Below are 20,110 nucleotides of genomic sequence, written 5' to 3'. Positions count from 1 at the left end.
ATTATGATGAAAAAAGGTTATTTGATCTTACAGGACGGCCAGGTATTTGAGGGCGTCCGGTTCGGTGCGGAGACCGACACCGTGGGTGAGCTGGTGTTCACCACCGGTATGTGCGGCTACGTCGAGACCCTGACGGACCCCAGCTATGCCGGACAGATCGTTATGCAGACCTATCCTCTGATCGGCAACTACGGCATCATCCGGGAGGATTTTGAAGGAGCCTGCTGCGTGAAGGGCTATGTGGTTCGGGAATACTGCGACACACCCTCCAATTTCCGGACGGACTGCGATCTGGATACATACTTGAAAGAGCAGGGCGTGCCGGGCCTGTGCGGTGTGGATACCCGGGAGCTGACCCGCATCATCCGGGAGCACGGCGTGATGAATGCCGCCATCTGCGACGAGATCCCCGCCGATCTGACTCCCATCAAGACCTACGCCATCACCGGTGTGGTGGAGGCTGTTTCCTGCAAGGAGCCCGACCGCTATCAGGCGGAAGGGGAGGAGCGCTTCCGGGTGTCCCTGCTGGATTACGGCGCCAAGCGCAACATTGTCCGGGAGCTCCAGAAGCGGGGCTGCACCGTGACGGTCCTGCCTGCGACCACCTCCGCGGAGGAGATTCTGGCGGCGGATCCGGACGGCGTGATGCTGTCCAACGGCCCCGGCGATCCTGCGGAAAACACGTATCAAATCGAGCAGATCCGCAAACTTCTGGGCAAGGTGCCCATGTTCGGCATCTGCCTGGGCCACCAGCTGACGGCTCTGGCCGCCGGCGGCAGCACCTATAAGCTGAAATACGGTCACCGGGGCGTGAACCAGCCGGTCCGGGATCTGAACGGCGTCCGTACTTACATCACCAGCCAGAACCACGGCTACGCCGTGGACGGCGATACGGTGAAACTGGGCAAGGTTCGTTTTGTCAACGCCAATGACGGCACCTGCGAGGGCATCGACTATCCGGAGCTGAAGGCGTTTACCGTCCAGTTCCATCCTGAGGCTTGTACTGGCCCCAAGGATACGTCCTTCCTCTTTGACCAGTTTGTAGAGTTGATGAAAGGGGGCAGAGTCTAATGCCTTTGGATACAAGTATCAAAAAAGTCCTGGTTATCGGCTCCGGCCCCATTGTCATCGGCCAGGCCGCCGAGTTTGACTACGCCGGCGCCCAGGCCTGCCGCATCCTGAAGGAGGCGGGGGTGGACGTGGTGCTGTGCAACTCCAACCCCGCTACCATCATGACCGATCAGGCCATGGCGGACGAGATCTATCTGGAGCCTCTGACTACGGAGACCATCAAGCGCATCATCAAGAAGGAAAAGCCCGACAGCCTTCTGGCAGGATTGGGCGGCCAGACCGGCCTGACCTTGGCCATGCAGCTGGACAAGGAGGGCTTCCTCCAGGAGCAGGGGGTCCGTCTGCTGGGCACCGACGCCAAGGCTATTTCCCGGGCTGAGGACCGGGAGCTGTTCAAGGAAGCCATGGCGGAGATCGGTCAGCCGGTGATTGCCTCCGATATTGCCGAAACGGTAGAGGGTGCCTTAGAGGTGGCCGAGCGGATCGGTTATCCCGTCATCGTCCGTCCCGCCTTTACCCTGGGCGGCGCCGGCGGCGGTGCCGCCGCCAATGAGGCGGAGCTGCGGATCATCGCCCAAACCGGTCTGGACGCTTCTCCCATTACCCAGATCCTGGTGGAGCGGGCCATCTTCGGCTGGAAGGAGATCGAGTTTGAGACCATGCGGGACGGCGTGGGCAACGTGATCGCCGTTTGCTCCATGGAGAACTTTGACCCCGTTGGCGTCCACACCGGCGATTCCATCGTGGTGGCCCCTACCCAGACCCTGGCGGACAAGGAGTTCCAGATGCTCCGGAAAGCGTCTCTGGACATCATCACCCATCTGGGCATCGTGGGCGGCTGCAATGTGCAGCTGGCCCTGAATCCGGACAGCTTTGAATATGCGGTCATTGAGGTGAATCCCCGCGTCAGCCGTTCCTCCGCCCTGGCATCCAAGGCCACCGGCTATCCCATTGCCAAGATCACCACGAAGATCGCCCTGGGCTACACCCTGGACGAGATCAAGAACGACATCACCGGTAAGACCTGCGCCTGCTTTGAGCCCACGCTGGACTACATTGTGGTGAAGATGCCCAAGTGGCCCTTCGATAAGTTTGCCGACGCCAGCCGCAAGCTGGGTACCCAGATGAAGGCCACCGGCGAGGTCATGGCCATCGCTCCCAGCTTTGAGATGGCACTGATGAAGGCCGTCCGGGGGGCGGAGGTGGGCCTGGACAGCCTGAACCGCAAAAACGATCCCGAGGACCATGCCCCCATCTGGGAGCGGCTCCGTCGGGTGGATGACCATCGGCTGTTCACCATTTTTGAGGCCCTGAAGGGCGGTACGTCCATCGACGAGATCTTCAGCATCACCCGGATCGACCGCTGGTTCCTTGCAAAGCTGAAGAAAATGGCGGAATTTGAAAAGGCTTTGGAAAAGGACGGCCTCACTGTTGAGCATTATGAGACCGGTAAGAAGATGGGCTATCCCGACGATACCCTCAAGCGACTCTCCGGCGCTGCCGCGCTGCCCTGTGAAAAGAAGGACGCCGTCTACAAGATGGTGGATACCTGCGGCGCGGAGTTCGATGCCGAGACTCCCTATTTCTATTCCACTTTTGATAAGTTCTGCGAATCCCGGACTTTCCCCCGCAGCGGCAAGCCGGTCATTATGGTGCTTGGCTCCGGCCCCATCCGCATCGGTCAGGGCATCGAGTTCGACTATTCCTCCGTCCACTGCGTCTGGACGCTGAAGGAGCTGGGCTACGAGGTAGTCATCGTCAACAACAACCCCGAGACCGTCTCCACGGACTATGATACCGCCGATCGCCTGTACTTTGAGCCTCTGTTCCCCGAGGATGTCATGCACATCATCGAGGTGGAGAAGCCCGTGGGCGTGGTGGTGGCCTTCGGCGGCCAGACGGCCATCAAGCTCACCAAGTTCCTGGACAGCCACGGTATCCCCATTTTGGGTACCAGCGCTGAGTCCATCGACATGGCAGAGGACCGGGAACGGTTCGATGCCCTGCTGGAGCGGTTCTCTATCAAACGGCCTCAGGGCCGGGCCATCACCGGTATGCAGGAGGCGCTGGACGCCGCTCATGAGCTGGGCTATCCCGTGCTGCTGCGCCCTTCCTACGTCATCGGCGGCCAGAACATGGTCATCGCCCACAACGATGAGGACGTGCGGACTTACATGGAGGTCATCCTCTCCGGCAAGATCGAAAACCCGGTGCTGGTGGACCAGTACCTCATGGGCAAGGAACTGGAAGTGGACGTCATTTCCGACGGCAAGGACGTCCTGATCCCCGGCATCATGCAGCACATCGAGCGCACCGGTGTCCACTCCGGTGACTCCATCGCTGTCTATCCGCCCTTCTCCATCGGAGATAAGATGCTGAAGGTCATTGTGGACTGCTCGGAAAAGCTGGCCCTGTCTCTGGGAACCCATGGCCTCATCAATATTCAGTATCTGATCTACCAGAACGAGCTGTACGTCATTGAGGTGAACCCCCGTGCCAGCCGCACGGTGCCCTACATTTCCAAGGTCACCGGCGTACCCATGGTGGATCTGGCCACCCGCGTCATGGTGGGTCAGCCTCTGGCCTCTCTGGGCTATGGCACCGGTCTGTACCGCCAGCCCCCCTATGTAGCCGTGAAGGTGCCTGTGTTCTCCTTTGAGAAAATCACCGATGCCAACGCTGCCCTCTCCCCGGAGATGAAATCCACCGGCGAGGTGCTGGGCCTTGGCAAAAATATGCAGGAGGCCCTGTTCAAGGGCCTTGTCTCTGCCGGATACAAGGTGGAGAAGGAGGCCCGCGGCGGCGTGCTGATCTCCGTGAACCACCGGGATCAGCCGGAGATCGTCAACATCGCCCGGAAGCTGGACGAAATGGGCTACAAGCTCTACGCCACCGACGGCACCGCCAGAGAGATCTCCCGTCTGGGTACCGATGTGGAGATCGTGGGCAAGCTGGGGAAGGACAACCGGGTGTTCCAGCTCCTTGAAAACGGCCGGATCGACTATGTGATCCTCACCGGCTCCACGGAGCCCATCTATATCCGGGACTTCATCCATCTGAACCACCGCTGCGTCCAGCTGGGGATCCCGTGCCTGACCTCTCTGGATACCGCCAACGCGCTGACGGATATTCTGGCCAGCCGCTACAACCAGCGGAACACGGAGCTCATCGACATCTGCCACCTCCGCAGCGAGCGTCAGAAGCTGAAATTCTCCAAGCTGCAGACCTGCGGAAACGATTACATCTTCCTGGAAAACTTCCACGGCGAGATCACCTGCCCGGAGTCCCTGTGCGTCACCTTCTGTGACCGGCACTACGGCATCGGCGCCGACGGGATCGTCCTGATGGAGCATTCCGACATTGCCGACGCGAAGATCCGGCTGTTCAACGCCGACGGCAGCGAGAGCGCCACGGCGGGCAACGCCCTGCGCTGCATGGGCAAGTACCTGTATGACAACGGTCTGGTGAAAAAGGAAGATATGCGGATCGAGACCGGTGCCGGCGTCCGGGAGGTACACCTCTACACCGCCAACGGTCTTGTGACCTCCGCCTGTGTGGATATGGGCTGCGCCTCTCTGGATGCGGCGGCCTTCCGGTTTGCCATCGCGGAAAAGACGGTGGTGGATTACCCGGTGTATATCGGCGGACAGTCCTTCAACATCACCTGCGTAGACGTGGGAGAGCCCCATTGCGTGGCCTTCTGCCCCCGGATCGACGATGTGGATGTGGAGTTCCTCGGTCCCCGGTTTGAGCAGGCTCCCTATTTCCCGGAGCGGATCAACGCAGAGTTTATTCGCGTGGTGAATCCCAGCACCATCAAAATGCGGGTCTGGGAGCGGGGCAGCGGCGAGATCATGGCCAGCGGCACCGGTGCCTGCGCCGCTGTGGTGGCGGCCGTGGCCAACGGTATGTGCGAAAAGGGACGGGATGTGACCGTCCGGGCTGCCGGCGGTGATCTGGTGGTGAATTACACCGACGAGAAGATCACCCTCACCGGCGACGCCAAGCTGGTTTATACCGGCGAAGCGGTGTACTAACGGAAAAACCGTTTTTGAAAACTGGATCTAATCTGCTTTGACTGCACGAAAAAGCGGCCTATGCGTTTTACGCATGGGCCGCTTTTTTTGCTGCAAATTTCAAGTGCGCTATTATGGGCCCGAAGGCAGGGCCATGGGCGCATTAAGGGAACGTTTTCCGTCGATTTTGACCGTGATACGGCAGGTGAGAGATAACCGGCAGAGATTTACATAAAAAATATGACAGTCGCACCCGGCTTCGACAGAAACCTGTCCGGCGAATATGCTACCATCACCGTAAGACAAGCCATTCCCCAACAGATCTGATCGGAGCAGAGTACCTTCTGAGCTGATTTGACAAATGGGGATAAAATTCGACAAAAGAGGGAATAGTATGGATATACGAGCGCGGGACACAGACCGGGAGCTGTTGCTGGAATTCAGCGGAGAAATGGACCATCACGGGGCCAGAAATGCCTTGAAGGAAGTGGAGATCGCCATTGATGCGGCCCTTCCCCGAAGTCTGATCTTAGACTTTGCGGGCGTGACCTTTATGGACAGCTCCGGGATCGCCCTGATCCTTCGGTCTCAGCAGCGGATGCAGCTGATGGAGGGCAGCGTTGTGCTCCGGAACGTGCCGGAGCAGGCCCGCCGTGTTCTGGACGCTGCCGGCATCGGGCGGCTGGTTTCCATTCAATAACGGGAGGTTTACATAATGAAAATAAAGACGGAAAATGAAGTCACTTTGCAGTTTCCCAGCCAGAGCAGCAACGAGGGGTTTATCCGCTCCGCGGTGGCCTGCTTCGCGGCACAGATGGACCCCACTCTCAACGAGCTGGAGGACATCAAGACCGCCGTTTCTGAGGCGGCCACCAACGCCATCGTCCATGCGTACCCGGACCGGATCGGCAAGGTGACGGTGAAGGTCCGGATCTGTACCGAACAGGTGCTGGAGATCACGGTGCGGGACTACGGCCGGGGCATCCCGGATGTGGAAAAGGCCCGGCAGCCCATGTTCACCACCGGAGGAGAGGAACGCAGCGGCATGGGCTTCACCATCATGGAGAGCTTTATGGATAGTTTAAAGGTGCGGTCCGTGGCTGGCCGGGGTACCACCGTGGTGATGAAAAAGAAGATCGCCCCCCGGATCAAGCGATGAATGGCGCCATGGAGCTGCTGCGGGCGGCTCAGGAGGGGGACCGGGACGCATGTGAGCAGGCAGTGCTGGAAAACAACGGCCTGATCTGGAGTGTGGTCCGCCGGTATTACGGCCGGGGAGTGGAGCCGGACGATCTGTACCAGCTGGGATGTCTTGGGTTTCTGAAAGCGATCCGGGGGTTTGATTTTTCCTACGGCACCTGCTTTTCCACCTATGCCGTTCCCAAGATCGCCGGGGAGATCCGGCGGTTTCTCCGGGATGACGGCACCATCAAGGTGGGACGGAGCATCCGGGAGCAGGCACTGACTCTGTATGCCCTGCGGGAGCGGCTGCGGCAGGAGTTGGGGCAGGAGCCGTCCCTCTCCGAACTGTCGGCCCAGACCGGATGGACACCGGAGGAGATCGCCCAAGTGGATCTGGCCACAGAGGCACCGGATTCCTTGCAGCGGGAAACAGCGGACGGCCTTGCGCTGGAGGGGCTGCTGGGCACAGAGGCTCCGGAGGAGGGACTTGTGGAGCGCATCGCCCTGCGGGAGGCGGTGGATCAACTGCCGGAAAAGGAGCGCATGACGATTCTGCTCCGCTATTTCAAGGGGCTGACGCAGGAGCGGGCCGCCCGGGTGCTGGGGGTGTCCCAGGTGCAGGTTTCCCGGCTGGAACGCCGGGGACTGGAACGGCTGCGGCAGAGCTTTGCGGAGTGAAATAGGGATCATCCTGAAATTCCGTCATGGTGGACCAATAACGCTTTGGCATGTGGGTCATTCGTAGTTTTGGATTTTCCCGCTCCCGAATAGCCACGGTATCGTAAAACCGCTTCCAAAGCAGCCGGTAGGCGGCCTCCGTTTCATTCGGCGGCGCCATCTGAAAGTCCGCTAACGGGCGAATGACGGCCTTGCCGGCGGCGTAAAACAGCGCCTCGTGGTGGACACGGTCATAAATGAAAAATTTCTCGTTTTGATAGCGGGCGCAGAAGTGGCTCCGCAGAATGGGGAGGACCCTATTTTTCGGTTCGATCTCGCTTCCCAGAATGCCGCCCAGATCGGAGAAGCGGAGAAAGCCTTTTAAAAGATGGGCTTCGCCGTTGAGATGCCGGACGGCTGTCGCTACCGGATGAAGCGTCTCGTCGGAAAAGTTCCGCAGAAAACTGGGACCTTCCCGCAGCAGCTTTACCACCAGCCGGTACAGGCGGATCTCGCGTTCCTCCATGCAGGTGAGAAACCCCCGACGTACCAGCTCCTCTCCGTAGGGGGAGAGCTTGTGCAATTTTCGCAGGACCCGTCCGGCGTGGCCGCTGTCGGTGCGGATTGCCCGGACGGGAAACAGAATAGGCGCAGAGTCCTCATCGTCGGTAATGGCGGTGAGGACTTCTTTGTTGGCGTAGCTGTCAAAAATGCAGCAGAGAAAGCCCTCGAAGCTGCCGTCATAGGTGTAGATCATTTCGTTCATAGGGCACCTCCGGACTTAAACGGCATCGTCGAACAGAGAAAGCTGTCGCATCTCCGGCTGGGGCAGCAGGGACTGCTCCACGGCGATGAGGTTTCGCAGAAGGCTGTCTTGCGTGAAGCGCAGACCGTCGGCCATGCGGCCATTGGCGGTGAGGAAATACTGCGCCCGCTTCATGACCACACCTAATTTCGGCAGATTTTCCAGCCGCAGGGGGCCAGTCCGCCGGGCAGTCAGGATGCGGCGGGCGGATACTACCCCCAGACCGGGGACGCGCAGCAGTGCTTCGTAGTCCGCCCGGTTCACCTCTACGGGGAAAAATTCAGGATGCCGCAAGGCCCAGCAGCATTTGGGGTCCAGACGGGGGTCAAAGGAAGGGGCCTGCTCGTCCAGCAGCTCCTCCGCACGGAACCCGTAAAACCGCAGCAGCCAGTCCGCCTGATAGAGCCGATGCTCCCGCAGCAGGGGCGGCTTGGTCTCCTTGGAGGGGAGAAGGGCACTTTCCACCACCGGCACATAGGCGGAGAAAAATACCCGCTTCAGCTGATACCGGTCATAAAGCCCCTGCGTCAGCCGCAGAATGTGGAGGTCGCTGTCCGGCGTGGCACCCACGATCATCTGGGTGCTCTGGCCCGCCGGGGCGAACTTGGGCGTGTGGCGGTACTTGACCAGTTCTTCTTTATTTTGAATACTTCTGACTTGGATCTGCCGCATAGGAGCCAGTACAGCGGCCTTCGTCTTTTCCGGGGCCAGAGTCCGCAGTCCTGTCTCTGAGGGCAGCTCGATGTTGCAGCTCAGTCGGTCGGCCAAAAGGCCCAGCTGCTCCACCAGCTCCGGGGCGGCGCCGGGGATGGCCTTGGCGTGGATGTAGCCATTGAAGCGGTATTCTTCCCGAAGAATGCGGATGGCCCGGATCATCTGCTCCATGGTGTAGTCCGGATTCCGCAGTACCCCGGAGGAGAGGAACAGCCCCTCAATATAATTCCGCCGATAGAAGTTGATGGTCAGGTCCGCCAGCTCCTGCGGCGTAAACGCCGCCCGCCGGGTATCGTTGCTCCGCCGGTTGACGCAATAGGCGCAGTCATAGACACAGCAGTTGCTCATCAGCACCTTCAGGAGCGTGACGCACCGCCCATCAGCGGAGAAGGTATGGCAGCAGCCGGCGATGGACGAGGTGGTGTTGCCGATATAGCCCTGCCGGAACCCGCGGCGGACGCCGCTGGAGGTACAGGCGGCGTCATACTTGGCTGCGTCCGTCAGGATCTCCAGCTTGGCAAGAACGTCCATCTTCACCGTGCCGCAGCGTGGCGGCGGGTATGACGGGTGGGCTGTTCAATATAGTCCACTACCCGGAATACCTGGGAAGCCAAAGTGGATACGCCTACCAGCATAAAGAAAAAGCTCCAACCGATCATAACACGTTCCTCCAATCGAACAAATGTTTTATCTACTCTTATCATACATCGAACACTTGTTCGTGTCAAGAAGAACTTGTCAAAAAAAGAAGAATCCCCTGCCCTTTTTTCAAAAGAGCAGGGGATTTATGAGCTGTTTTGCCGGAAATCGCGATTACTGGCACTGAGCCAGAGCGTTCAGCAGATCGTCAATAGCGCTTTCGGGAGTGGCCCAGCTTGTGACGAAGCGGTACATAATGTGCTCCTCGTCGATGACCCGCTCCACCTGGAACTCAAAGCCCATGGCGGCCAGCTTCTCGGCGGTCTGGATCTTCATGACCGGGAACTGCTGGTTGGAGGGGGAGGGGACCGGGAACTCATAGCCCAGCGCCTTGAAGCCGTCCCGCAGACGGAAAGCCATGTCATTGGCGTGACGGCCGATGTCGAAGTAGAGATCGTCCTTCAGCAGCGCCTGGAACTGTACGCCCAGCAGCCGGCCCTTGGCCAGCATACCGCCCCGCTGCTTGATGTGCCAGCGGAAGTGGGGGCAGGGGACCGTCAGCACCACGGCCTCGCCAAACAGCGCGCCGTTCTTGGTGCCGCCGATGGTGAACACATCCGTCAGCGCCGCCAGATCCGCCAGCGTCAGATCGCTTTCCGGGGAGGTGAGGGCGGAGCCAAGACGGGCGCCGTCCAGGAACAGCAGCAGGCCGTGCTCGTCGCAGCAGCGACGCAGAGCGGTCAGCTCCGCCTTGGTGTAGACGGTGCCGATCTCAGTGGTATCGGAAATGTAGACCATCTTGGGGGAGACCATGTGCTCCGTGCCGTCATGACGGGCCAGAACGGCCTCCACCATAGCGGGGGTCACCTTGCCGTCCGGGGAGGTCTCCACGCAGACCTTGTGGCCGGTGGCTTCGATGGCACCGGTCTCATGGCAGTTGACGTGGCCGGTGTGGGCGGCGATCACCGCCTCATAGGAGGCCAGCAGCGCCGTGATGACCGTCAGGTTGGTCTGGGTGCCGCCGACCAGAAAGTGAACGTCCGCCTCGGGAGCGGCGCAGACCGTCCGGATCAGGTCACGGGCCTCCTCACAGATGGGGTCCACGCCGTAGCCGCAGGTCTGGACCAGATTGGTGTCCGTCAGAGCCTGAAGAACCTGGGGATGTGCGCCTTCGCTGTAATCGTTGCGGAAGCTGTACATGAAAAAACCTCTTTTCTGTAATCGGATTGTTACCGCTTGTTTCTTGACTATTATAACGCAAATCGTGTATATTAGCAAGCAGAGAACACAATAGAAAGAAAATGAACGCCCTTGAGGGACGTTTATAAGGAGGTACTATGAAGAAATTGTTTGCGCTGGCGGCTGTGGCCCTGACCCTGTGCGGCCTGCTGACCGCCTGCGGCAGCAAAACGGAGACTGCCAATGACGTGGATCTGACTGGATTTTACAACTCTCTGGCGGAGCAATACGGCTGGGGCGACGATATGATGGATCTGGACGGCGAAATGCTGGAGATGTACTATCCCGGTCTGGGGGACATCCCCGCCAAGCAGCTTCTGGCCAAGGCTCCTGTGATGTCCTACGCCGTGAGCGAGTATGTGTTCCTGCAAGCCGACAGTGAGCAGGATGCCGCGCAGGCGGTGAAGATCCTCCAGACCCGGATCGACAGTCAGGCGGACGGGGATGCCTTCTATCCTGAGACCATTGACCAGTGGAAGGCTGCCAAGGTGCTGCAAAACGGCGCCTATGTGGCAATGATCGCCTCCGGCGAGCACCAGACGGAGATCGAGGACGCCTGGAACGCACAGTTCGGCGCGTAACAGTCTGACGCGGAACGACCAGCCGTGACACCACGGCTGGTTTGCTATGTAGAAACGGAAAAAACACTGCATTTCAACGTCATTAAAGCAGAATTGCTTTACAGAAAAAGAAGGTGAACAGCCCATGCGTTTCAGCAGCTTACCCTTTTTATTCGGCTTTTTGCCGATCACGCTGGCGATCTACTTTGCCGTTCCCCTCCGGTGGCGGAATCTGGCCCTGCTGCTGGCCAGCCTGGTATTTTACGGCTGGGGGGAGCCGGTCTATATCAGCATCATGGTGCTGTCCATCCTCATCGACTATACCCACGGCCTTCTGGTGGAGAAGTACCGCAGCCGGGACAAGCTGGCCCGGTGGTTCGTGGCGGAGAGCGTGCTGCTGAATTTGGGTCTGCTGGGCTTTTTTAAATATTGGGATTTCTTCGCCGCCAACCTCTCTCTGATCCCCGGCGTTTCCATTCCCACCCTGGGACTGCCCCTGCCCATCGGCATCTCCTTTTTCACTTTCCAGACCATGAGCTATACCATTGATGTCTACCGGCAGGACGCTCCCGCCCAGCGGAACATGGTGTCCTTCGGCGCCTATGTGACCATGTTCCCGCAGCTGGTGGCGGGGCCTATCGTCCGCTATAAGGATGTTGCGGCGGAGCTGATTCACCGGACGAACACGGCATCGGCGTTCGCCGCCGGGGCACGGCGGTTCACCGTGGGCCTTGCGAAAAAAGTGCTGCTGGCCAACAGCATCGGTGCACTGTGGGACGCGGAGCTGGCGGCGCAGTCTGCCGGGACGCTGACGGCCGTCGGCGGCTGGCTGGGCATCGCGGCCTTCGGCTTTCAGATCTACTTCGACTTCTCCGGCTATTCCGACATGGCCATCGGCATGGGGCAGATGCTGGGCTTTCACTTCCCGGAAAACTTCAACTACCCCTATACCGCCGCCTCCGTGACGGAGTTCTGGCGGCGGTGGCACATTTCCCTGACCACATGGTTCCGGGAGTATCTGTACATCCCCTTGGGCGGCAGCCGGAAGGGGACATGGCGGACGGTGCGGAATATCTTCCTTGTCTGGTTCTGCACCGGCTTCTGGCACGGGGCAAGCTGGAATTTCATCCTATGGGGTCTGCACTTCTTTGTGTGGCTCATGCTGGAAAAGTATCTGCTGCGGGACTTCCTCCAAAAGCTGCCATCGTGGCTGCGGCATTTCTACACGCTTGTGGTGGTGTTCGTTGGCTGGGGCGTGTTCGCCATGGAGGATCTCGCCGGCTGCGCCGGGTATTTCAAAACCTGCTTCGGCAGCGGAACGCTGTGGAGTGCCGCTGACGGCTACTACCTGACAGCCTACGGCCTGACGCTGCTGCTTTTAACGGTTGGCTCCACCCGTCTGCCCCGGAAGGTCTGGGACCGGCTGCCGGAGCGGACGAGAGACCTGCTGGGGCCGCTGCTGATGACGGCGGGTCTGGTGATCTGCACGGCCTACTTGGTAGACGGCAGCTACAACCCGTTTCTGTATTTCCGATTCTGATTTTTCATTTCATCCAAGAAGGGAGGGGGCCGCATGGCGAACAAGGGACGGCTGACCACGGGGATCTTCTGCCTGTTTCTGGCGGGACTGCTGGCGTGGCACATTGCGCTGCCGGACCGGGCACGCTCCGAAACGGAAAACCGGACGCTGGCCCAGTTCCCGGACTTTTCCTGGGAAACCCTGAAAAACGGCAGCTTTACCGCGGGGATGGAGGACTATTTTGCCGACCAGTTCCCTCTGCGGGATGACTGGACGGGCCTGAAGGCCCGGTGCGAGCAGATGTTGGGCAAGCGGGAATTCAATGGCGTCTACCTCTGCGGCGATACCCTTATCGCCAAGGTGGACGATCCGGACAGGCTTCAGGTGGAAAAGAATTTGGACGATGTGAAGCAGTTTGGAGAAGCATCTCACGGCCAGGTGCTTTTGGGGTTGATCCCCTCGGCGGCAGAGGTCTGGAAGGACAGGCTGCCGCAGGGCACGCCCAGCTTCGATCAGGCTGCGTTCATCCAAAGCGCGGCGGAGAAAACGGGCCTGCCCACGGTGGATCTGCTGGGAGTCTTGACAGAACACGCGGGGGAACCCATCTATTACCGGACCGACCACCACTGGACCACCTGTGGGGCGTTCTACGGAGCCAATGCGCTGTTGACCGCCTTGGGGAAGGAGCTATTAAAGGAAACTGACTTTACACCGGAAGTTGCCAGCATGGACTTCAACGGAACCCTGTATTCCACCTCCGGTATCCACTGGCTTGCCCCGGATACCATAGAGTATTGGGTGTCCGAGGACGATCTGCGGGTCACATCGTGGAAATCCGGCAAGGAGGAGCCGGGGCGGCTGTATGACCGCAGCTATCTGGAGCACAAGGATAAATACAGCTCCTTCCTCGGCGGCAATCAGCCGTTGTGCGTCCTTGAAAACCCGGCGATCACCGACGGCAGCAAGCTGCTGCTGATCCGGGACTCCTATTCCGATTCGCTGGCGCCCTTTCTGGCCCAGCGCTTTTCCGAGGTGCATCTGGTGGACCTGCGGTACTACCACACTTCCGTGGCGGACTACATGGCGGAGCAGGGCATCGACACTGCCGTGGTGCTTTACAGCGTGTCGAATTTCCTCGCGGACCGGAACCTGATCTATCTGGCCCCGCGAGGGTGATGCACATCGGTGTTCGTTGTTTCAAATCACGGAAATGAAATTGCAGACTGCTTTCTTGAGAAAAGGCTTGCAAATAGTGTCAGCTTTGATATAATAGATACATTCTGATTTCAACACTGAAGGAGAACCTTGAACTATGGAAAGTATGATTATGATTGTTGCCCTCATGGCGGTGATGTATTTCTTCATGATCCGTCCTGAGAACAAGCGGAAGAAGCAGGCACAGAGCATGCGTGACAGCCTGAAGAAGGGTGATATGATCACCACCATCGGCGGCATTGTGGGCAAGATCGTTATGGTGAACCCCAACACCATTGTGATTGAGACCAGCGATGACCGTGTCCGCATGGAGCTGACCAAGTGGGCCGTGTCTCAGGTGGGCGTTCAGACCGGTGAGCAGCCCGAGGCCGAGAAGAAGGAGAAGAAGGCCGAAAAGAAGGAAGAGACTCCCGCTGTGGAGGCTCCCAAGGCTGACGAGGACGAGAAGAACTAAGTCTGGTCGGACTGTTCGATTTAAGCAGCCAAAAGGGCTTGCTGTCTGCGTATCGCAGATGGCAAGCCCTTTTTTTGATGTGCGGCGCGAAAGCGGAGTTGCAGATCCGACGCAGCTTTGCCGTCCGTTCCCGCAAGCGCGGTGTTTTTGCTCGGATGCAGTTACCCGGTCCAATAAGACTTGTGATTTAGAGGAACGGAACATGGGACGGTACAGACCTGTTAGTTTCGGTAAATAGCTTGATAGAGAACAGCCCCCATTTGCCGGATCGTCCGACAAATGGGGGCTGTTCAAGGCACGGGGCCTGGTCATATCAGTTGTTTTCCGCGAAGCGGGCCAGAAACTGCTTGGTGCGCTCCTCCTGAGGATGGTCGATGACCTGCTTGGGATCGCCCTGCTCCACGATGAAGCCGCCGTCCATGAAGATCACCTGATCCGCCACGTCCCGGGCGAAGGCCATCTCGTGAGTGACGATGATCATGGTGGTTTTCTGTTCCGCCAGACCACGGATAACCTTCAGTACCTCGCCGGTCAGCTCCGGGTCCAGCGCAGAGGTGGGCTCGTCGAAGCAGAGAATATCCGGGTGGAGCGCCAGTGCCCGGGCGATGGCCACCCGCTGCTGCTGACCGCCGGAAAGCTGATGAGGATAGTGCCCGGCACGGTCCGCAAGGCCCATCTGGTCCAGCAGCTCCATTCCGGCGGCACGGATGGCGTCCTTGCTCTCGCCGGTGTCCTTGGCCATCAGTTCCCGGGCGAGGGTCACGTTTTCCAAAGCCGTATACTGGGGAAAAAGGTTGAAGGACTGAAATACCATGCCGAAGTGGAGCCGGTTTTTCCGGATCTCCTTTTCGGAGCAGTTCGCGTGATGATCGGCGTCAAACAGCACCTTGTCCTGCACGGTGATGGTGCCGGCGTCCGGCGTTTCCAGAAAGTTCAGACACCGCAGCAGCGTGGTTTTGCCGCTGCCGGAGGAGCCGATGATGGAAAGGGCCTGCCCCTCCTCCAGAGAGAAGCTGATGTCATTGAGGACCTTTGTGTTTTCAAAATGCTTTTCCAGATGCTGTACGGTTAAGATCGACATTTCAAAGCCCTCCCTTACTTAAAATAGCTGAGCTTGCGCTCGATGAAGCTGAACAGGAGCGTCAAAAGACCCACAAAGGCCAGATAGAACACGCCGGTATAGAACAGAGGCCAGGTGATGCCCTTGGACTTCATAAAAGCTTCGCCGGCCATGGTGATCTCAATGATGGCGATGGTCCGGGCCAGAGAGGTGTCCTTCACCAGCGTGATGATCTCATTGGACATGGGGGGGATGACCCGCTTGACCATCTGCAAAAGGGTGATCTTGAAGAAGATCTGCCGCTTGGTCAGGCCCAGCACCTCACCGGCTTCCCGCTGACCTGCCGGGACGCCCTCAATGCCGCCCCGGTAGATCACAGAGAAGTAGCAGGCGTAGTTGATGATAAAGGCGATGCAGCAGGCAGTCATGCGCCCATCCCGGAAGGCGTTCCACGGATTTGTGCCGAACCAGGTGCCGGGACCGTAGAAAATGATGATAAGCTGGAGGATCAGCGGCGTACCCCGGATGATCCAGACGATGATGTTGGTCAGGGCGGACAGGGGACGAAGCTGGGAAAGCCAGCGGGCAAAGCCCCGCGCTTCCTGCTGCCGGTAGGCCAGAGACCGGAAGGGCGCCCACTTGCTCATGGAGCCGAAGGCCACCACCAGACCCAGAGGCAGGGCAAACAGCAGCGTCAGGAAAAACAGCTTGACCGCCTGACTACAGCCTTGCAGGATGGAGAGGGTAACAGTCCAGAACATGAAAAAATTCTCCTCTATGTAGTGATAATGGGGGGAACGAAGGGGGAGGAAGGAAAGCGTATGCGGGAAATATGCCGCTCAAAGGCAGAGAGCGACCGCTCTCTGCCTTTGCTGTATGATTTGCGGAATTACTTGGTCACAATGACCTGAGCGTTGTTGCAGTAGGCGTTGGTGCACTCCATGGATTCCTGGGCGGCGGTGGTGATGGTCATGCCGTTCCAGACCACATCGATGCCCTTGCCGTTCAGCTCGAAGACCTTGTTGTCCCAGGTGATCACGGTAAACACAGGCTCCACGCCCAGCTTTTCCGCTACCAGCTTGGCCATGTCGGCGTCGAAGCCGATCCAGTTGCCGTCAGCGTCCTGATAGTCCATGGGCTCAAACTCGGTGATGCCGATGACCAGCGTGCCCTTGTCCTTGATGTACTGCACGTCGCTGTCGGATTCGGAAGCGGTGAACTCGGATGCGGGCTGCTCCACCAGAGCGGCCTGTACGCCGTAGGTCTCGGCGGTTGCTTCCAGAACGCCGTCGGCGTAAGCGTCAGCCATCACGGAGTTGATGAAGGAGGCCAAATCGCTGCCCTTGCGGCAGCCGACGCCGTACAGCTCCTCGGTGAGCTTCTGATCGGTGATGGTCAGATTGGGATAGCTGGTGCCTTCACCCACCATGGCACCGGCCATGAGGGAGTCGATGATAGCGGCATCGGCGGTGCCGGCCTGCACTTCCATCAGTGCCTTGGCCTGAGAGTCTACGGATACAACGTTGTAGCCGTTGGCCAGTGCCACTTCCTCACCGGCGGAACCGGCTTCCACTGCGTAGGTCAGCTTGGCGACTTCAGCAGGCTTGGTCGCATCGGCGGCGGGGGTGCTGGTATCAGCGGGGGTCTCGGTCTTGGCACCACAGGCAGCCAAAGACAGAACCATCATAGCAGAGAGTACAAATGCAGTCAATTTTTTCATGTTCCATTCCTCCTGAAGAATTGTTCGAGCGATTGATTTATTATGGTAGTAGTTTACCATGATAAATTGGTAATGTAAAGAAGTGAAAACGACAAAATGCGCCGAACGTGCGGCGGGTGATTTGGTGGGAATGAACAAAGGCAGACGGGCTGTCATACTTTTCCGGGCTGTCTCATAGAAATGGACTATAAAAGCGGAAAAAGGACGGGATGCTATGAATACCTCGATCTATCAGAATATTGCCACCCGCACTGCGGGCGACATCTATATCGGTGTGGTAGGGCCGGTGCGGACGGGCAAATCCACCTTTATCAAGCGGTTCATGGAGACGCAGATCATTCCCAATATCGACAACGTGTACCGCCGGGAGCGGGCCAGAGATGAGCTGCCCCAGAGCGGCTCCGGCCGCACGGTGATGACGGCGGAGCCGAAGTTCGTGCCGGAGGAGGCGGCCCAGATCCAGTTGGAGGGGGGCGCGGCCTTTTCCGTCCGGCTTATCGACTGTGTGGGCTACATGGTCCGGGGGGCCTTGGGCCAGACGGAGGATGATCAGCCCCGGATGGTCACAACGCCGTGGTACGATCATCCTATCCCCATGACGGAGGCGGCGGAGATCGGCACCCGGAAGGTCATCGCGGAGCATTCCACCATTGGCATCGTCATCACCACCGACGGCAGCATTTCCGACATTCCCAGAGAGGATTATCTGGAACCGGAGGAGCGGGTGATCCGGGAATTGCAGGAGTTGGGAAAGCCGTTTATCGTCCTGCTGAACAGCGAGGACCCCAAATCGGACCGGACTCTGGCCTTGGCCGGGGACATCGCCAGCCGGTATCAGGTGAAGTGTGTGCCGGTGAACTGTTTGCGGCTGGAGGAGGAAGATGTAGGGGAGATCCTGAAGGCGGTGCTGTATGAGTTCCCCATGCGGGAACTGGATATTTTCCTACCGCCCTGGGTGGACGCTTTGCCGGGAGAGCATCCGGTAAAGGCGGGAATCTATGACGCCATCCGGCAGAGCATGGCGGAGCTGCACCACATCCGGGAGATCGACGGCGCAGTGAAGAAACTGGGAGAAAACGAGAACATCAGCGAGGCGCTCATCACAGCCATCGACCTTGGCACCGGCGTAGCCGCCGCACGGGTGAGCCTGCCCCGGGAGATGTTCTACCGGACGCTCTCGGAGCAGTCCGGCTTTGATGTGGGGGATGACGGTGACCTCATGAGCCTGCTGACAAAGCTGGCCGGCGTCAAGACGGAATATGACAAGGTGGCCGGGGCGCTGCGGGATGTCCGGGAAACGGGCTATGGCATCGTGGTGCCGGGGATCGACGAATTGAAGCTGGAGGAACCGGAGATCATGAAGCAGGGAGGGCGGTACGGTGTCCGCCTGAAGGCCAGCGCCCCCAGTATCCACATGATCCGGGCGGATATCGAGACGGCGGTGAGCCCCATTGTGGGCAACGAGAAGCAGTCGGAGGACATGGTGAATTACCTCTTACAGGAGTTTGAAGGGGACACCAGTAAGATCTGGCAGTCCAACATTTTCGGACGCAGCTTTCACGAGGTGGTCAGCGACGATCTGCAAACCAAACTGAAGCGGATGCCGGAGGATGCCCGGAAAAAGCTGCAGGAGACGCTGACCCGCATCATCAACGAGGGCAGCGGCGGGTTGATCTGCATTATCCTGTAAAGGTAAATAAAAGTGCCCCCGGCGGGAATATTCCCGCCGGGGGCATTTGTCTGCAAATATAAAGAACGCCGGAACGGTCACAGGGCCGTGCCCCGCTTGGGCATGTAGAGATTTGTCATATCCACGCCCTCCAAGGCCAGCAGAAAGCGCTTTTTCTCCACGCCTCCGGCGTAGCCGGTGAGACTGCCGTCCGCCCCCACAACCCGATGACAGGGGATGAGGATAGAAATGGGGTTGTGCCCCACCGCGCCGCCTACAGCCTGGGCAGCAGCGGAAATTCCCCGGTCCCGGAGAATCTGGGCCAGCGCGCCGTAGGTAGTTACCTGACCGTAGGGGATCTCCAACAGCAGCCGCCACACCACCTGACGGAAATCGCTGCCTCTGGGAGCCAGCGGCGGCAGATCCGGGAGAGGCTGCTTGGCAAAATAGGCGTCCAGCCACGCGGCGGCCTGACGGAACACGGGCAGATCGTCCCGTTCCACGGCGGCTTCGTCCAGCGTGGCGGCAAAATATTTCTGCCCTTCCAGCCACAGACCGGCCAGCGCGCCGTTGTCAGCGGCTAAAAATATAGTTCCCAGCGGGGAAACGTACCGGGTCAGCTCCATAAAAGTCCCTCCTGACGCATAGAATGACGGCTCAATGCCATTATAATCAAGGCCCGTGCTACTTGCAAGAGAAATCCCTCCGTGGTATGATGAAACGGAACGATACATTGTGTGAGAGGAGGCGGCTTTGTATGCTGTTGGCGGTCGATATCGGCAACTCCACGATTTCCACCGGCCTGTTTGGGCTGGATGGGGAGCTGCGCTTTTTAGCATCCTTGGATACGGACTACCGAAAGACGGCGGATCAGATCTGCGTGGATCTGATGAACCTGTTTCAGCTTTACCATTTCCGCTATGAGGATGTGACGGATTCCATTCTGTGCAGCGTGGTGCCGCCGCTGAACTTTATGATGGAGAAAGCGCTGACCCGTCTGCTGGGCAAGCCGCCTGTGGTGGTGGGCCCCGGCGTGAAAACGGGACTGAATATCCGCCTGGCGGTCCAAAGTCAGGTGGGGGCGGACATTGTGGCGGACGCTGTGTCGGCGCTGGAACAGTTCACCGCGCCCATCATCACCATCGACATGGGTACCGCCACTACCATCGGTGTCATTTCCGAGGGACGGACCTATGAGGGCGGCCTTCTGCTGCCGGGGGTCAACGTCTCTCTGGAGGCCCTCTCCCGGCGGGCGGCCCAACTCCCGGCCATTTCCCTTCAGGCCCCGAAAAACCTGATCGGCAAAAGCACGGAGGACTGTATGCGCTCCGGCATCGTATACGGCACCGCCGCCATGCTGGACGGCATCATCGACCGCATCCGGGGGGAATTTCCCGGAAAGGAGCTGCACATCGTGGCCACCGGCGGCAGCGCGCCCTTTATCGTGAAATTCTGCCGGAATAAGATCCTTTACGATAAAACACTGCTGATGAAGGGCCTGTGGGCCATCTATAAGAGAAACCAGTAAATCGGAAAAATGAAAAGAAAGCAGTAAAGCAACAAATCAGCCGCCTGATGGAGTATCCATCA

Annotated in this window: 19 protein-coding genes; 11 read left to right on the top strand and 8 right to left on the bottom strand. The window is 59.0% G+C overall.

Annotation, left to right across the window (positions count from 1 at the left end):
* The first annotated feature begins 6 nt into the window (after nucleotides 1-6).
* The 5 genes from H8Z83_RS05430 to H8Z83_RS05410 all read left to right on the top strand — a co-directional run bounded on the left by H8Z83_RS05430 (nucleotide 7) and on the right by H8Z83_RS05410 (nucleotide 6,947).
* On the top strand, nucleotides 7-1,071 hold the full coding sequence (locus tag H8Z83_RS05430) for a carbamoyl phosphate synthase small subunit (protein WP_187014107.1): 1,065 nt from the start codon (nucleotides 7-9) through the stop codon (nucleotides 1,069-1,071).
* On the top strand, nucleotides 1,071-5,108 hold the full coding sequence (gene carB / locus H8Z83_RS05425) for a carbamoyl-phosphate synthase large subunit (RefSeq protein WP_187014106.1): 4,038 nt from the start codon (nucleotides 1,071-1,073) through the stop codon (nucleotides 5,106-5,108). The genes H8Z83_RS05430 and carB overlap by 1 nt, the downstream gene beginning before the upstream one ends.
* A 373-nt stretch (nucleotides 5,109-5,481) precedes the next feature.
* Nucleotides 5,482-5,787, top strand: coding sequence for an STAS domain-containing protein (locus tag H8Z83_RS05420; RefSeq protein ID WP_187014105.1), 306 nt, complete (start codon nucleotides 5,482-5,484; stop codon nucleotides 5,785-5,787).
* Between the two features lie 15 nt (nucleotides 5,788-5,802).
* Entirely contained in the window at nucleotides 5,803-6,246 is a 444-nt protein-coding gene (gene spoIIAB, locus H8Z83_RS05415) for an anti-sigma F factor (protein WP_187014104.1), read from the top strand.
* Entirely contained in the window at nucleotides 6,243-6,947 is a 705-nt protein-coding gene (locus tag H8Z83_RS05410; protein ID WP_187014103.1) for a sigma-70 family RNA polymerase sigma factor, read from the top strand. The genes spoIIAB and H8Z83_RS05410 overlap by 4 nt, the downstream gene beginning before the upstream one ends.
* Here the strand turns inward: H8Z83_RS05410 and H8Z83_RS05405 are convergent.
* The 4 genes from H8Z83_RS05405 to H8Z83_RS05395 all read right to left on the bottom strand — a co-directional run bounded on the left by H8Z83_RS05405 (nucleotide 6,835) and on the right by H8Z83_RS05395 (nucleotide 10,284).
* Entirely contained in the window at nucleotides 6,835-7,692 is an 858-nt protein-coding gene (locus H8Z83_RS05405; RefSeq protein ID WP_187014102.1) for a TIGR03915 family putative DNA repair protein, read from the bottom strand. The two genes, H8Z83_RS05410 and H8Z83_RS05405, sit on opposite strands and share 113 nt — an antisense overlap.
* 15 nt (nucleotides 7,693-7,707) lie before the next feature.
* Nucleotides 7,708-8,976, bottom strand: coding sequence for a putative DNA modification/repair radical SAM protein (locus tag H8Z83_RS05400; RefSeq protein WP_187014163.1), 1,269 nt, complete (start codon nucleotides 8,974-8,976; stop codon nucleotides 7,708-7,710).
* 2 nt (nucleotides 8,977-8,978) lie between these two features.
* Entirely contained in the window at nucleotides 8,979-9,104 is a 126-nt protein-coding gene (locus tag H8Z83_RS19860) for a hypothetical protein (RefSeq protein ID WP_256435300.1), read from the bottom strand.
* Nucleotides 9,105-9,258: 154 nt separating this feature from the next.
* Entirely contained in the window at nucleotides 9,259-10,284 is a 1,026-nt protein-coding gene (locus tag H8Z83_RS05395; protein ID WP_187014101.1) for a threonine aldolase family protein, read from the bottom strand.
* Nucleotides 10,285-10,421: 137 nt separating this feature from the next.
* On the opposite strand from H8Z83_RS05395, the gene H8Z83_RS05390 reads away from it, so the two are divergent.
* The 4 genes from H8Z83_RS05390 (at nucleotide 10,422) to yajC (ending at nucleotide 14,071) form a co-directional block, all read left to right on the top strand.
* Nucleotides 10,422-10,904 carry a DUF4358 domain-containing protein gene (locus tag H8Z83_RS05390; protein WP_187014100.1) on the top strand — a complete coding sequence of 161 codons (483 nt, stop codon included), beginning with the start codon at nucleotides 10,422-10,424 and terminating at the stop codon, nucleotides 10,902-10,904.
* 124 nt (nucleotides 10,905-11,028) lie between these two features.
* Nucleotides 11,029-12,423, top strand: coding sequence for an MBOAT family O-acyltransferase (locus tag H8Z83_RS05385; RefSeq protein ID WP_187014099.1), 1,395 nt, complete (start codon nucleotides 11,029-11,031; stop codon nucleotides 12,421-12,423).
* Between the two features lie 33 nt (nucleotides 12,424-12,456).
* On the top strand, nucleotides 12,457-13,578 hold the full coding sequence (locus H8Z83_RS05380; protein ID WP_187014098.1) for a DHHW family protein: 1,122 nt from the start codon (nucleotides 12,457-12,459) through the stop codon (nucleotides 13,576-13,578).
* 136 nt (nucleotides 13,579-13,714) lie between these two features.
* On the top strand, nucleotides 13,715-14,071 hold the full coding sequence (gene yajC, locus H8Z83_RS05375; protein WP_187014097.1) for a preprotein translocase subunit YajC: 357 nt from the start codon (nucleotides 13,715-13,717) through the stop codon (nucleotides 14,069-14,071).
* A gap of 313 nt (nucleotides 14,072-14,384) precedes the next feature.
* Here yajC and H8Z83_RS05370 read toward each other — a convergent pair whose 3' ends face one another.
* The 3 genes from H8Z83_RS05370 to H8Z83_RS05360 form a co-directional block, all read right to left on the bottom strand.
* Nucleotides 14,385-15,152: an amino acid ABC transporter ATP-binding protein gene (locus H8Z83_RS05370; protein WP_207731995.1), complete on the bottom strand. Its 768-nt coding sequence runs from the start codon at nucleotides 15,150-15,152 to the stop codon at nucleotides 14,385-14,387.
* Nucleotides 15,153-15,166: 14 nt separating this feature from the next.
* Nucleotides 15,167-15,892 carry an amino acid ABC transporter permease gene (locus H8Z83_RS05365; protein ID WP_187014096.1) on the bottom strand — a complete coding sequence of 242 codons (726 nt, stop codon included), beginning with the start codon at nucleotides 15,890-15,892 and terminating at the stop codon, nucleotides 15,167-15,169.
* 128 nt (nucleotides 15,893-16,020) lie between these two features.
* The gene (locus tag H8Z83_RS05360; protein ID WP_187014095.1) at nucleotides 16,021-16,851 is read right to left on the bottom strand and encodes a transporter substrate-binding domain-containing protein; all 831 of its coding nucleotides are present in this window, start codon (nucleotides 16,849-16,851) and stop codon (nucleotides 16,021-16,023) included.
* A 214-nt stretch (nucleotides 16,852-17,065) separates the two neighbouring features.
* Between H8Z83_RS05360 and spoIVA the strand changes: the two genes are divergently transcribed.
* The gene (gene spoIVA, locus H8Z83_RS05355; RefSeq protein WP_187014094.1) at nucleotides 17,066-18,541 is read left to right on the top strand and encodes a stage IV sporulation protein A; all 1,476 of its coding nucleotides are present in this window, start codon (nucleotides 17,066-17,068) and stop codon (nucleotides 18,539-18,541) included.
* A gap of 77 nt (nucleotides 18,542-18,618) precedes the next feature.
* Here the strand turns inward: spoIVA and H8Z83_RS05350 are convergent, their stop codons facing one another.
* Complete coding sequence (locus H8Z83_RS05350; RefSeq protein WP_187014093.1) at nucleotides 18,619-19,146, bottom strand: methylated-DNA--[protein]-cysteine S-methyltransferase; 528 nt, start codon at nucleotides 19,144-19,146, stop codon at nucleotides 18,619-18,621.
* Between the two features lie 131 nt (nucleotides 19,147-19,277).
* Between H8Z83_RS05350 and H8Z83_RS05345 the strand changes: the two genes are divergently transcribed.
* The gene (locus H8Z83_RS05345) at nucleotides 19,278-20,048 is read left to right on the top strand and encodes a type III pantothenate kinase (RefSeq protein ID WP_187014092.1); all 771 of its coding nucleotides are present in this window, start codon (nucleotides 19,278-19,280) and stop codon (nucleotides 20,046-20,048) included.
* Nucleotides 20,049-20,110 lie beyond the last annotated feature (62 nt).

The organism is Dysosmobacter segnis (assembly GCF_014297285.1).
Lineage (GTDB): Bacteria > Bacillota > Clostridia > Oscillospirales > Oscillospiraceae > Oscillibacter > Oscillibacter segnis.
The sequence above is the reverse complement of the archived record's forward strand: the minus strand, read 5'-3'. Positions and strand labels throughout refer to the sequence as shown.